Here is a 12,856-nt window from a genome sequence, read left to right on the forward strand (position 1 = left end):
CGTCCGCCTCCGCGCGTTTTAGCTGGAGGTCAAACCAATGAGGCGCGCTCCCGCGTTGTTTGCCTCGGTATACGTCTGTACAGTGCCCGGCCCATGAAGCCAGAGAAGGAACCGGGCGCTTTCGGAGGGGCCCGTCGCACGCCGTGGAACGCGCCTCGCGGGCTGGACGCCGTGCTGGACGGCTGGCGGGCGGACCGGCAGCTCCGCTCCTGCTTCGTCCTGGATGAGGCCACCCCGGCGCGCGCCGGCGTCTTCGCGCCCATTCCGGAGGACGTGGCGCCCCAGGTGCGCGAGGCGCTGGAGAAGCGGGGCATCCAGCAGCTCTTCTCGCATCAGGCGGAGGCGTACCGGCTGGCGCGGGCGGGCCAGAGCCTGGTCATCGCCACGCCCACCGCCTCTGGCAAGAGCCTCTGTTACAACCTGCCGCTGCTGGACCGCTTCGCGCGGGAGCCCCAGGCGCGCGCGCTGTACCTGTTTCCCACCAAGGCCCTGTCCAGGGACCAGGAAGAGTCCCTGCGCGCGCTGATGCGCGAGGCGGGCCTGTCCCACGGCGCCATCACCTTCGATGGGGACACGCCCGCGGATGCGCGCCGGGCCGCGAGGGAGCGCAGCGGCGTGCTGCTCACCAACCCGGACATGCTGCACACGGGCATCCTCCCGCATCATGCGAGCTGGGCGCGCCTGTTCTCCAACCTGCGCTACGTCGTCATCGACGAGCTGCACACGTACCGGGGCGTCTTCGGCTCACACCTGGCCAACGTGCTGCGCAGGCTCCAGCGCGTGGCGCGCTTCCACGGCGCGGACCCGGTGTTCGTCGCGGCGTCGGCCACCATTGGCAACCCGGAGGCCCACGCGCGGCGGATGCTCGGGCGGGACGTGACGCTGGTGTCGGAGAGCGGGGCGCCCTCCGGCGAGCGCCGCGTCATGGTGTTCAACCCGCCCGTGGTGAACGCGGAGCTGGGCATCCGGGCCAGCTACCTCAAGACGGCGGTGCGGCTGACGGCGGACCTGGTGCGCGCGGGCGTGTCCACGCTGCTCTTCGGGCAGTCGCGCAACAACATCGAGGTGATGCTCAAGTACCTCCGCGACCGCTTCGTGGAAGAGAAGCTGGACCCGGCCCTCATCCAGGGCTACCGCGGCGGCTACCTGCCGGGCACGCGGCGCGCCACGGAGGCGGCCCTGCGCGCGGGCGAGGTGCGGTGCGTGGTGGCCACCAACGCGCTGGAGCTGGGCATCGACATCGGCTCGCTGGACGCGGTGGTGTGCGCGGGCTACCCGGGTTCCGTGGCGGCGCTGATGCAGCGGTTCGGCCGGGCAGGGCGGCGCGGTGAGGGGAGCCTGGCGCTGCTGGTGACGTCGAGCGCGCCGTTGGATCAGTACCTCGCCGGAGACCCGCGCTACCTCGTGGGCTCGCCGGTGGAGCACGCGCGCATCGACCCGGACAACGTGGAGATCCTGGTCCAGCACCTCAAGTGCGCGTCCTTCGAGCTGCCCTTCGAGGAGGGGGAGCCCTTCGGGGACGTGCCGCCGGAGTCCACCACGGAGGCGCTCGGGTTCCTCGCGCAGCACGAGGTGGTGCACCCCACCGTGGGCGAGGCGGGCCGGCGCGTGTTCCATTGGTCCACGGATGCGTATCCGGCCAACCACGTGTCCCTGCGCAGCGTGGGCTGGGACAACGTGGTCATCATCGAGAAGGGGACGGACCGGACGCTGGCGGAGATGGACTTCCGGTCGGCGCACACGATGCTGCACGAGCAGGCCATCTACCAACACGAGGCCGAGCAGTACCAGGTCGAGCGCTTCGACTACGAGAACCACAAGGCCTTCGTGCGGAAGGTGGCGCCGGACTACTTCACCGACGCGATGACCTACGTGCGCGTGCACGTCATCCAGGAGGACCAGGCCTCGCCCATGGGCCCGGACCTCCAGGCGGGCATGGGCGAGGTGAGCGTCATCGAGAAGGCCGTGGGGTACAAGAAGATCAAGTACCACACGCATGAGAACGTCGGTTACGGCGACGTGGCGCTGCCGGAGATGCAGATGCACACCACGGCGCTGTGGCTGACGGTGCCGGAGACGGTGGTGCGTGCCATGCGGGCGCCGCGACCGGCCGTCATCGACGCGCTTCGTGGACTGACGACGGCGCTGCGCACGGTGGCGTGTGTGGGGTTGATGATTGACCCTCGGGATATCGGCAAGACGCTCGGGAGCCGGGATGACGCGGAGGGGCCGCCGCGCAAGGAGGGTGGCGTGGGCTTCGACCCGACGGTGTTCCTGTACGACAACGTGCCCGGCGGCGTGGGGCTGGCGGCGCGGCTGTACGATCAGCGGGACGAGCTGCTGAACCGTGCGCGCCGGCTGCTGGAGTCGTGTCCGTGTGAGGATGGCTGTCCGGCGTGCATCGGCCCCGCGGCGGGTGCGATGCCGGGACAGGCGCCCGTGGACCCGCATCCACGCAAGCGACTGGCGCTCGAGGTGCTATCGGCGCTGGGCATCGCGGGGATGCAGTAACCGGGAGGCGCGGCCGTGGACCTCAAGCGGAAGCTGGCGCGCCTGACGAGCGTGGGCCCCGGGGGCAAGTCCCCCTCGAAGCCTACCGTGGCGGAGCCACAGGCCCCGCCCGCGCCTCGGGCAGAGGCGGGCGAGCCCGACGCGCTGGCTGCGCGACTGGCGAAGCTGGTTCAGGCCCGGCGCATGGAAGCGCCGTCCGAGCCTGCACCGGAGGCAACTGGAACGGCCTCGCAGAGCGCCCCCTCCGTCAGCGCGGAACCGCAGGTCACCCCGGCGGCGCTCCCCGTCACGGAATCTCCTCCATCCGCCCCGAGAGATCCGCGCATCGACAGCCTGCGGCGGATGCTGTCGGACTGGTCGGAGCGCCAGGGCGTGGCCGCCGCTCGCCGGGGCACGCCACCGCCGCCACCGCCGGGCCCACTGCCCGTGGAGTCCCGCGCCACGGCCCACGGCACGGTCCACGTCTCCGAGCGCATCCTCGCTCCGGAACACCACCACGGCTCCGCGCCCCTCGCCGCGGCCCTGGACGTGGAGGGTTCCCTGGTCGCCAGCCTCGCGCTGCACGCGGACCTGGCGGGCGTGGACTTCCAGCGGATGCTCTTTTTGGACACGGAGACCACCGGGCTCGCCGGAGGAACCGGCACCGTGCCCTTCCTCGTCGGGCTGGCGTGGTTCGAGGGCCGCTCGCTCAAGGTGCACCAGCTCTTCCTGCGACGCCTGGGAGAAGAGGCCCCCATGCTGCGCTCGCTCGCCGAGCGCATGGCCGAGTCCTCCTGCCTCGTCACCTTCAACGGCAAGAGCTTCGACTGGCCGCTCCTGCGCACGCGCTTCGTCCTCAACCGCGTCCCCGCGCCGGCGGAGCTGCCCCACCTGGACCTGCTCCACTGCGCCCGCCGCGTCTTCAAGCACCGGGGCGCCGGCACGCGGCTGGTCCACCTGGAAGACCAGGTCCTCGGCTTCCGGCGCGTCGACGACGTGGACGGCTCGCTGATTCCCGAGCTGTACTTCCGCTACCTGCGCGGCGGGGACGGCTCGGCGCTGACGCCCGTGCTGGAGCACAACGTCAACGACCTCCTCCTCCTGGCGGCCCTGCTGGGCGAGCTGGTCCGCCGCTTCCGAGCCGGCGGCCCCGGCGCCTCCGTGCCCCGGGACGCGGACCCTCGCGATCTGCTCGGCTTCGCGGGCGTGGCGCTCCGGGCCCGCGACTACGAGCGCGCCCAGGCCTTCGCCCAGGCCGCGGCGGCGGGGGACACGGGCGCCGTGGGCATCGAAGCCCTGGCCCTGGCCTCGCGGCTGTCACGCAAGGCGGGTGACGCCCGGGCCGCGGCGGCGCACCTGCACCAGGCCCTGAAGACGGCCCAGGGCTTCCAGGCCGCCACGTTGCACCTCCAGCTCACCAAGCTGTACGAGCACGGCCTCAAGGACCTCGCGCGGGCGCTGCACCACGCGAAGCTGGCCTCGGCGGCGGAGCTGCCCGTGGACCACCACCGCCGACTCCTTCGCCTGGAGACACGCCTGGCCCGGAGCACTCGGGCGGCCTCACTGGACTTGGGAATGGGAAGCCCTCGCTCGGGGACCTGAGCATCCAGGGCTTCCGCACCACTGGAATCGAACAGTCGGTCGGGGAGGGACGCTCGCCCCATTGTCAGACAGGCACATGATTGAGGCACGCGCCACGGCCGTGCGCTATGAGGGCCTCATGAAAATTACCAAGGACAGCGTCGTCTCCATCGATTTCCGCCTCCATCTCGGCGACGGCAAGGCCGTGGACGAGAGCGAGCCGGGGGAGCCGCTCGTCTATCTGCAGGGGCACGAGGAGATCGTGCCGGGCCTGGAGAAGGCGCTCGAGGGCAAGGCGCGTGGCGACACCCTCCAGGTGACGGTGGGCCCCGACGAGGGCTACGGCGACTACGACGCGGAAGGCATCGAGGAAGTCCCGAAGACGGAGTTCCCGGAGAGCCTGGAGCTGGTCGCGGGCGGCGTGCTCAGCGCCACCGACCCGGACGGGGACGAGGTGGACTTCTTCATCAAGGAAGTGAAGGCCGACTCCGTGCTGGTGGACTTCAACCACCCGCTGGCCGGCAAGACGCTGCACTTCGAGGTCACCGTGCGGGACGTCCGCGCCGCGACGGCCGAGGAGCTGGAGCACGGCCACGCCCACGGCCCCCACGACGAGCATTGACGCGAAGGTCCTGCTTCAACGCCGGGCGTCCCCCAGAAAGGACGCCCGGCGGAAGTCCTCCGCCTAGCCGCCCAGGAAGTCGGACGTGAAGGCGAAGGCGCCCATCATGTAGGGCAGGGCGCCGCCACGGTTCGGGTGGTTCAGGTACCACGCGAAGTTCAGCAGAATCGTCGGCCGGTTGAACGACGAGCCCTCGCGCGTGTGCAGCGAGTAGGCCACCATGGGGCCGATGCGCGTGTGGCTGTTGTCCACGTTCTGCGCTCCGCCCGAGCCATCCTGGTAGCGCGGCCACACCCCGCTGAAGCGGGCCCCCAGCGTGAGCTGCGGCGTCGTCAGCATCATCAGGTCGGTGTCATTGGTGAACACCCAGCCCCGGCCGGGGATGAGCGTGTCCAGCAGCGCGTCGTAGAAGGACGCACCGTTGCCCTCGCGCAGCGCCACGTTCCAGTACTCGATGGACGCCTTGCTCCGCACCACGAAGGAGCCGAAGCGCGCCTGGAGCGTGGGCTCCAGCATGTAGTGGTGACCGGAGGTGCTGTACGCATCGTCCTGCGTCAGGCCGCGCGCGTCGTCGGAGAAGTCCAGCGTCGGGTTGGTGTACGACTGGAGGAACCCGAACGTGCCGAAGTACCGGACGTACTCATAGGTCGCCCGCAGGTTGAAGATGGCCAGCGGCTGAATCTCGAAGACGGGGCCAATCTTCACCGAGGCGGGGTTGGCTTTGATGGCGAACGCGCCGTTGACGAAGTTGTCGCGCGTCAACATGGACTCGCCGTCGAACATCCGCTTCTGGAGGACGACCCGGTTCTGGGTCTCCATGCCCAGCGGGTTCCACCGCAGGAAGTTGATGTTGGCGAAATACAGACGGGTGTCGGGCCCCAACGGCGGGAGCGTGGGGGCCGTGGGCGCATCCGTGGGCTTGGGCGCTGTCTGCGGAGTCGAGGGCAGGGCAGCGGCTTCGGGCTCTTCGGCGGCGGCTGGCGCGGAGAATCCCAGGCAGAGCGACAGGGAAAGCACGGACAGCGGTCGACGCAGCGTCATCAAGACACCTTCTCGGGGAGTGACGTGGGGGGGCGGTGTGCAGCGGGGGACGGCTCATCCGCGTAGCGCCGGCTGACGTAGAAGCCGAAGGCCGCCGCGGTGAAGTACATGATGAGGCTGTAGATGGCCGGGGGAATGGCCATGGTCGAGTTCGCCAGCAGCGTAGGGCTGAGCGCGATGGCAATCGCAAGCATTCCGTTGTGAATGCCAATCTCCATGCCAATGGCAACCGCTTGCCGCCGGGGCAGGCGCAGGACGACGGGCACGAAGTAGCCCACCGCGAGGCTCACCACGTTGAAGGCCAGCGCCGCCGGGCCCACCTGGCGGAAGAAGCTGAGCGCGTTCGCGCGCTCCGTGTACACGGACGCCCCAATCACGGCGAGGAGGAAGAGGGTGGACAGGATGCGAATGGGCTTGTCCATGCGCTGCGCCACGGCCGCGCTGCGCGAGCGGATGAACATGCCCAGGCTCACCGGACCCAGGACGATGAACACCACCTGGACAATCTTCGCGAACTGCATGGGCACCGCGCGGCCTTCGTCCATGAAGTGCGCCAGTGACAGGTTGATGATGAGCGGCAGCGTGACGAGCGACAGCGCGCTGTTCACCGCCGTCAGCGTGATGTTGAGCGCCACGTCCCCGCGCGCCAGGTGGCTGAAGAGGTTGGCCGTCGCGCCGCCCGGGGACGCGGCCAGCAGCATCAGCCCCACCGCCAGCTCCGGCGGCAGTCGGAAGGCGTGGGCAATGAGCAGGCAGGCCACCGGCAACACCAACATCTGGCAGCCCAGGCCCACCAGGATGGCGCGCGGATAGACAATGACCCGCTTGAAGTCCGCCAGCGTCAGCGTCAGGCCAAGCCCGAGCATGATGACAGCCAGCGCCAGCGGCATCAGCACCGCCGTGAACACATTTGCCTGCATTCGCCCCCCGGATGGAGTGTCCTGCGTTGAGCATCAGCGTCGCGCAGGAGGGCATGGCGCTTCAAGATCCACCGCTCTCAAACGTTGCGAAAAGCAGAGCCAACCCATGACGCTGTATGTCATTGATGCACTGCGGCCAGGGGCTCGTTCCCCGAGACACGGGCCCCTGGGTCGATTAGGACAGGGGCCATGAGCCGAGTCCTGGACGAGCTGTTGTCGCTCCTCAAGCTGGAGAAAATCGAGGAAAACCTGTTTCGTGGCCGGAGTCAGGACCTGGGGTTCCGCCAGCTCTTCGGCGGCCAGGTGCTGGGACAGGCGCTGTCCGCGGGCAGCCAGACGGTGCCCGCCGACCGCCATGTCCACTCTCTGCACGGCTACTTCCTGCGCCCGGGCGACGCGACGCTTCCGGTCGTCTACACGGTGGACCGGGTGCGGGACGGCGGCAGCATCACCACGCGCCGCGTCGTGGCCGTGCAGAAGGGCGAGCCCATCCTGACGATGATCGCCTCCTTCCACGGAGACGAAGAGGGCTTTGCCCACCACGCGCCCATGCCGGAGGTGCCGGGCCCGGAGGAGCTGGCCACGGAGCAGGAGCTGCTGAGCCGCCTGTCCGCCCGCATCCCGGAGGCCCTGCGGGAGAAGTTCCTGGGGGAGCGGCCGATTGAGATCCGGCCCGTGGCGCCCGTGGATCCGTTCAACCCGGAGGCGAAGGCGCCCATCAAGCACGTGTGGTTCCGCGCCAACGGGGACCTGCCGGAGGATCCGCAGGTGCACCGGTACGTGCTGGCCTACGCGTCCGACTTCAACCTCATCAGCACCGCGCTCCTGCCCCACGCGGCCAGCTTCTTCCAGCCCCGCATCCTGGGCGCCAGCCTGGATCACGCCCTGTGGTTCCACGGGGACCTGAAGGTGAGCGACTGGCTGCTGTACGCCATGGACAGTCCGTGGGCGGGCAACGCGCGCGGCCTGTCGCGCGGCAGCGTCTACACGCGTGACGGCCGGCTGGTGGCCTCGGTGGCCCAGGAAGGGCTGCTGCGCATCCGCAGGCCCAAGGCCTGAGCAGCGGGGACGACACCCCACACCCGGGTGGGGGGGGCCAGCCCCTTGTCGTGCCCTCGGGAATCCACGAAGGTTGCAATTCCCCGGAACTCCTGACGACACGGTGTCGTGGCACCCTCGTTGCTCAGCGAGCCCGTGGCTCAGACAACAAGGACCCCCCGTGCCGAAATCGAAACCCTGGGAGCTGTCGCGACGCAGTCTGCTGCGGGGGGCCACGGGAGCGGCGCTCGCCTTGCCCTGGCTGGAGGCCATGGCGCCCTCCCTGGCCCGGGCGCAAGCGTCTGGTGCGAAGCCGCCGCTGCGCTTCGTGGGCATGTTCCACTCCGCGGGCGTCGTCCCGGACCAGTGGTTTCCGAAGACGGAAGGCGCGAGCTACGCGCTGACGCCCACGCTGTCCCCGCTGGCTCCGGTGAAGGAGGACGTCCTGGTGCTGAGCGGCCTGCGGCTGGGCGCGTGGGACTACTACGAGCGCACGCACGAGGGCGGCTTTCGGATGATGCTCACCGCGTCCGAGCGCATCGTCGCGGGCGACACGGACTCCATCGACCAGGTGATCGCGCGCGCCACGTCGGCCCAGGTGCGCGTGCCGGCGCTCACGCTCGGCGTGGAGAACCACGGCGACTCCAACCCGGGTTGCCGCGACGCGAACGGGGATGGCTTCATCGACCCGAAGCCGTCGTCGTATGACGACACGCAGGACCACTGCATGGCGACGTTCTCCCGCGGCCAGCGGCTGCCCAACGTCTACGACCCGCGCGTCATCTTCGACCGGCTCTTCGGCTCGCTCCAGGCCGAAGGCCCCACGGACGCGGAGCGGCGCCTCTGGAGGTACCGGCGCAGCGTGCTCGACCGGATGACGGGCCAGGCGAAGGCGCTTCAGGCGAAGCTGGGCCAGGCGGACACGCTCCGGCTGGATGAGTACCTCACGGGCATTCGCGAAATCGAAGTCGCCATCCAGAAGGCGGAGCAGGGCGCCCCGGCCGCCGCGTGCACCCCGTGGGCGCGGCCGGTGGGCATCCCCATGGATGGCACGGCCTACGCCAATTTGATGTGCGACCTCATCGTGAAGTCCTTCGAGTGTGACGCCACCCGCGTCGCCACGCTGATGCTCGGCATGTGCGTCAGCCCAATGATGTTCACCGTCAACGGCCGGGCCTTCTCCCACCACGGCGATGCCTCCCACCACGGCAACGACCCGGTGAAGCTGGCGGCCAAGGTGGAGATCGACCGGTGGCAGGTGGGCCGCTTCGCGCACCTGGTGCAGCGGCTGAAGGCGGTGCCGGAGGGGGAGGGCACGCTGCTCGACAACGTGGCGGTCTTCTACTCGAGCGACATCTCGCACAGCGACTGGCACAACCACTACGACATGCCGGTGCTGCTCGCGGGGCGCGCGGGCGGCGCCCTCCGGCCGGGCCGGCACATGCGGGCGCAGGGCAAGCGGTGTGGGGACGTGCTGCTCTCCATCCTCCAGGCCTTCGAGATTCCACGGGGCACCTTCGGACCGCTGGCACAGGGACCGCTGGCCGGACTGGCGTGAGGGGGGCGTAGCGCTCAGCGACAGCTTCCGCCACCGCTGCTCGGTGCCGGCCGCGGAGGAGGGCGACGCACGGGCCGTGAATACGGCGCCCGGACGGACGTCGGGAGCAGGCGGGCATCCTCCGCTTGCTCCCGAAAGGTCTTTCGATGCGCACCCGTCTCTGGCCCGCCGTCCTCGCCGTGCTCGCCCTGGGTACCGGCGCCTGTGTCATGGCGCCCCTCCAGCCCGGTTACACCGAGTGCGGGGAGTTCATGGGTGATGACGCCTGCCAACCGGGGCAGTACTGCGCGGACGCCACCTTCAGCGAGTGCGTGCCCGGCTGTACGAGCGACGTGAACTGCGCCCGCAACCAGGAGTGTGTGAAGGAATCCGGAGCGCAGGTGGGGACGTGCCTCAACATCTGCACGTCGTGCGCATACGATTGAGCCCGCGGGCAGGGCGCCCGCGGCTCGGGAGGTGACGTCGATGCGCGCGGTGGTGTTCCAGCACGAGGAGCACGAAGGGCCGGGCCTGCTGGGGCCGGTGTTGCAGGAGGCGGGCTTCACGCTGGTGAACCGCTTCCGCGCCGTGCGCCGGGAGGACGTGGACGCGGAGCTGCTGGTCGTCATGGGCGGCCGGATGGCCGTCTACGAATCCGAACAACATCCCTTCCTGCGGCAGGAGCTGGGCATCCTCATGGAGCGGCTCGCCTACGAGCGCCCGTGCCTGGGCTTCTGCCTGGGCGCGCAAATGCTCGCGGCGGCGGCGGGCGCGGACGTGTTCCCTGGCAAGAATGGCTTCGAGGTGGGCGTGGGCCCGGTGCGATGGACACCGGAGGCGCAGCAGGACCCCGTGCTGTCCGGGGCCCGCCCGCGCACGGTGGTGGCGCACTGGCACGGTGACTCGTATGCGCCCGTCCCGGACGCCACGCTGCTGGCCTCCACGGACCGGTACACCCAGCAGGCCTTCCGGCTGGGCACGTCCTATGGCTTCCAGTTCCACCTGGAGCTGACCGCCATGGAGATGGGCCGGTGGCTCGACCTGGAGGCGGACAACCTCCAGCAGCGCGGGAAGAACCTCCAGGAGCTGAAGGCGCAGTTGCCCAAGCTGAAGGCCGCGGAGGCCGACAACACGGAGGTCCTGCACCGTCTGGCGCACCACTTCGCGCGGGTGGCGACGGGCCGCTGACGCGTCAGGCGCAGTGGGCTTCGTGAGGGGAGGCGCTCCGGGCATCATGCAGGGCATGGACCTGGAGAACCCCGTTGTGAAGCTGTGCGCTCAGGGCATGCAGGCGGAAGCCGCCCGCCGTCCGGAGGAGGCACGGGCATGCTTCCAGCAGGCGTGGGAGGTGGCCACTGACGACTACGAGGCCTGCATCGCGGCTCACTACCTCGCGCGGCATCAGCCCACGTTGGAAGACACCCGGCACTGGAACCAGGTGTCGCTCGATAGGGCCCGGACCCTGGATGACGACCGCGTGCGTCCCTTCTTCGCTTCGCTCCACCTCAACCTGGGCAAGTGCGCCGAGGACCGGGGCGATTTCGCCACGGCCCGCGCGCACTACCAGCAGGCCGTGGACGCGCTCCCCCATGTGCCCGAGGGGCCCTACCGGAACGTCGTGGAGCAGGGCCTGGGCGCGGCCATCGCCCGCGTGACGAGCTAACGGAGTCCCTTGGGGCGGCGGGCCGCGCTCGCGGATGGTGACTCCACCTGGGAGGAGATGTCCGCGTCGCTGCCCTCGCCCCCTGGGACCCCGTCCGCGCCGTACGACAGGATGACAGGGCGGCCGCCCTCATTCATGTACACGTAGTCGCGGTTCCACGGGTCCTTGGGCAGGCGCTCCAACGAGCGCGCCTGAAGGAGCTCCTCCAGCCCAGCCTGTGCCTCTGGGAAGCTGCCTGTCTTCAGGTAGTGGAGCTTGAGCCCCGTCTCCAAGGTCTTGATGTCCAGGGCGGCGGTCTTCTGCTTGGCCTCCTCCAGGTTCGACATCACGGAGACGCCCACCGCCGCGGCGATGAGGCCGAGGATGGTGATGACGACCATGATTTCAATCAGCGTGAATCCGCGAACGTGACGACGCCGGACGTGCAGCTTCTGCTGGGTTGGGTTCATCTTTGGGTTTGACCTCGTGTGACGTTGTGTCCGGCGCGCGCGTGCTCGACGTGTCGCCATGTCGTCTGGAGCTGGGGCGTTGCACATGCCGGTGGCTGCGTGCGCTTGGCACAGGGCTTCGATTCCAGGCGCGGACGTTCGCCAGTGCAGTCGCCGTGCCTGACTGGAGTGCCAGTGCCGCGTGAGTGACTGTCGCTTTCCACTCGCGAAGTGCTACCGCGCTTCAAGGACCTGTCGCCCGGTGGGGGCTCATCGGAGCCCGAAGCGCTGGCCTCCATCGAAGGCACGGATGACGGAAAGACCGGACGCGAGCTGTGGGCCTTGCCGTTCCGTCCGATGGGGGAGTGCGATCAGCACCACGCCCACTGACGTGAAACAACGATTCCAAGGGGTTGGCCCGCCTCGAAGTGTGGAGGTCGAAGGATCAGACCCTCGTGCGTTAATACGTTGGCAGTTGAAACCTGCCCAGGGGACGGGTCGCGACGAGGGGGAACATGGCGCCGACGTACGACGCGCTGGTCATTGGCACCGGCTTTGGGGGAGCGGTGGCGGCTTGCCGGCTGGCGCAGGCCGGCCTGACGGTGCGTGTCCTGGAGCGGGGCCTGCGCTACCCGAAGGGGAGCTTTCCCCGCGACTGGAGCAACCCACTCAACGGCTGGCTCTGGCGATACAACCAGGGCCTCTTCGACGTGAAGCTGCTGCCGGGGATGAGCATCGTCCAGGCCGCGGGCTACGGCGGCGGCTCGCTCATCTACGCCAACGTCCACCTGCGCCCACCCGCGGAGACCTTCGACACCGACTGGCCGGAGGGCTACAGCCGCGCCGCGTTGGACCCGTACTACGACCTGGTCGCGTACATGCTGGACCTCCAGCCCATCACCGTGTCCGCGCGCGGCCTGCCCACCAAGGCGAAGCGGATGCGGGAGGTCGCGCGCAAGCTCGGCCGCGAACAGCAGTTCTTCTACCCGGACCTCGCCGTGCGCTTCGCCCCCGCTGGCGAGCCGCTGCCCAACAAGTTCGGCGTCGCCCAGGAGGGCTGCAACTACTGCGGCGAGTGTGACATCGGCTGCAACGTCCGCGCGAAGAACACGCTGGACCTCAACTACCTGGCCGTCGCCGAACAGCAGGGCGCGGAGATGACCACCCAGGCGGAGGCCACGCGCATCGAGCCGCTGTCTCCAGCGGGCTATCGCGTCACCTATATCGACCATGCCGCGGACGGCGTCGAGCGCACCGTGGACGCCCGCCGCGTGTTCCTGTGCGCCGGAACGGTGAACACCACGGAGCTGCTGCTGCGCTGCCGCGACCAGTGGGGCACGCTCCCGCGCCTCAGCGACCGGCTGGGGTGCCGCTACTCGGCCAACGGCGACTTCCTGGCCTTCGCCTTCGAGACGCGCGCGGTGTGGGACCCATCCGAAGGCCCCACCATCACCACCAGCCTGGTGGTGGACCAGGGGCAGGGCGCGGACAAGACGTGGTTCCTCTTCCAGGAGGGCGGGCACCCCGGGCAGGCGG

12 protein-coding genes are annotated in these 12,856 nt (G+C 69.6%); 9 read left to right on the top strand and 3 right to left on the bottom strand.

Annotation, left to right across the window (positions count from 1 at the left end; all coding sequences use genetic code 11):
* Nucleotides 1-93 precede the first annotated feature (93 nt).
* The 3 genes from G4D87_RS08275 to G4D87_RS08285 all read left to right on the top strand — a co-directional run bounded on the left by G4D87_RS08275 (nt 94) and on the right by G4D87_RS08285 (nt 4,693).
* On the top strand, nt 94-2,511 hold the full coding sequence (locus tag G4D87_RS08275) for a DEAD/DEAH box helicase (RefSeq protein WP_240358104.1): 2,418 nt from the start codon (nt 94-96) through the stop codon (nt 2,509-2,511).
* Nucleotides 2,512-2,526: 15 nt separating this feature from the next.
* Nucleotides 2,527-4,092 carry a ribonuclease H-like domain-containing protein gene (locus G4D87_RS39940; RefSeq protein WP_163780664.1) on the top strand — a complete coding sequence of 522 codons (1,566 nt, stop codon included), beginning with the start codon at nt 2,527-2,529 and terminating at the stop codon, nt 4,090-4,092.
* A 118-nt stretch (nt 4,093-4,210) separates the two neighbouring features.
* Nucleotides 4,211-4,693, top strand: coding sequence for an FKBP-type peptidyl-prolyl cis-trans isomerase (locus G4D87_RS08285; RefSeq protein WP_205507483.1), 483 nt, complete (start codon nt 4,211-4,213; stop codon nt 4,691-4,693).
* A gap of 63 nt (nt 4,694-4,756) precedes the next feature.
* On the opposite strand, the gene G4D87_RS08290 is transcribed toward G4D87_RS08285, so the two are convergent.
* Both G4D87_RS08290 and G4D87_RS08295 read right to left on the bottom strand, forming a co-directional pair.
* Entirely contained in the window at nt 4,757-5,734 is a 978-nt protein-coding gene (locus tag G4D87_RS08290) for a hypothetical protein (protein WP_163780668.1), read from the bottom strand.
* Complete coding sequence (locus G4D87_RS08295; protein ID WP_163780670.1) at nt 5,734-6,654, bottom strand: bile acid:sodium symporter family protein; 921 nt, start codon at nt 6,652-6,654, stop codon at nt 5,734-5,736. Before G4D87_RS08295 ends, G4D87_RS08290 begins: the two co-directional genes overlap by 1 nt.
* Before the next feature lie 189 nt (nt 6,655-6,843).
* Here G4D87_RS08295 and tesB point away from each other — a divergent pair, with 189 nt between their 5' ends.
* The 5 genes from tesB to G4D87_RS08320 all read left to right on the top strand — a co-directional run bounded on the left by tesB (nt 6,844) and on the right by G4D87_RS08320 (nt 10,892).
* Complete coding sequence (gene tesB, locus G4D87_RS08300) at nt 6,844-7,713, top strand: acyl-CoA thioesterase II (RefSeq protein WP_163780672.1); 870 nt, start codon at nt 6,844-6,846, stop codon at nt 7,711-7,713.
* 160 nt (nt 7,714-7,873) lie between these two features.
* Nucleotides 7,874-9,250 (top strand): DUF1552 domain-containing protein, encoded by a 1,377-nt coding sequence (locus tag G4D87_RS08305; RefSeq protein ID WP_240358105.1) that lies wholly within the window; start codon nt 7,874-7,876, stop codon nt 9,248-9,250.
* A 146-nt stretch (nt 9,251-9,396) separates the two neighbouring features.
* A complete protein-coding gene (locus tag G4D87_RS08310) occupies nt 9,397-9,675 on the top strand; it encodes a hypothetical protein (RefSeq protein ID WP_240358106.1) in 279 nt (92 codons plus the stop codon).
* Between the two features lie 40 nt (nt 9,676-9,715).
* Nucleotides 9,716-10,417, top strand: a complete 702-nt coding sequence (locus G4D87_RS08315) for a glutamine amidotransferase-related protein (RefSeq protein ID WP_163780674.1) — start codon at nt 9,716-9,718, stop codon at nt 10,415-10,417.
* A gap of 46 nt (nt 10,418-10,463) precedes the next feature.
* The gene (locus G4D87_RS08320; RefSeq protein ID WP_163780676.1) at nt 10,464-10,892 is read left to right on the top strand and encodes a tetratricopeptide repeat protein; all 429 of its coding nucleotides are present in this window, start codon (nt 10,464-10,466) and stop codon (nt 10,890-10,892) included.
* On the opposite strand, the gene gspG is transcribed toward G4D87_RS08320, so the two are convergent.
* Entirely contained in the window at nt 10,889-11,341 is a 453-nt protein-coding gene (gene gspG / locus G4D87_RS08325) for a type II secretion system major pseudopilin GspG (protein WP_163780678.1), read from the bottom strand. The genes G4D87_RS08320 and gspG overlap by 4 nt on opposite strands.
* A gap of 494 nt (nt 11,342-11,835) precedes the next feature.
* Between gspG and G4D87_RS08330 the strand changes: the two genes are divergently transcribed.
* Nucleotides 11,836-12,856, top strand: a 1,021-nt coding sequence (locus tag G4D87_RS08330) for a GMC family oxidoreductase N-terminal domain-containing protein (protein WP_163780680.1), incomplete at its 3' end; no start/stop codon positions are given.

The organism is Myxococcus vastator (assembly GCF_010894475.1).
GTDB classification, from domain to species: domain Bacteria; phylum Myxococcota; class Myxococcia; order Myxococcales; family Myxococcaceae; genus Myxococcus; species Myxococcus vastator.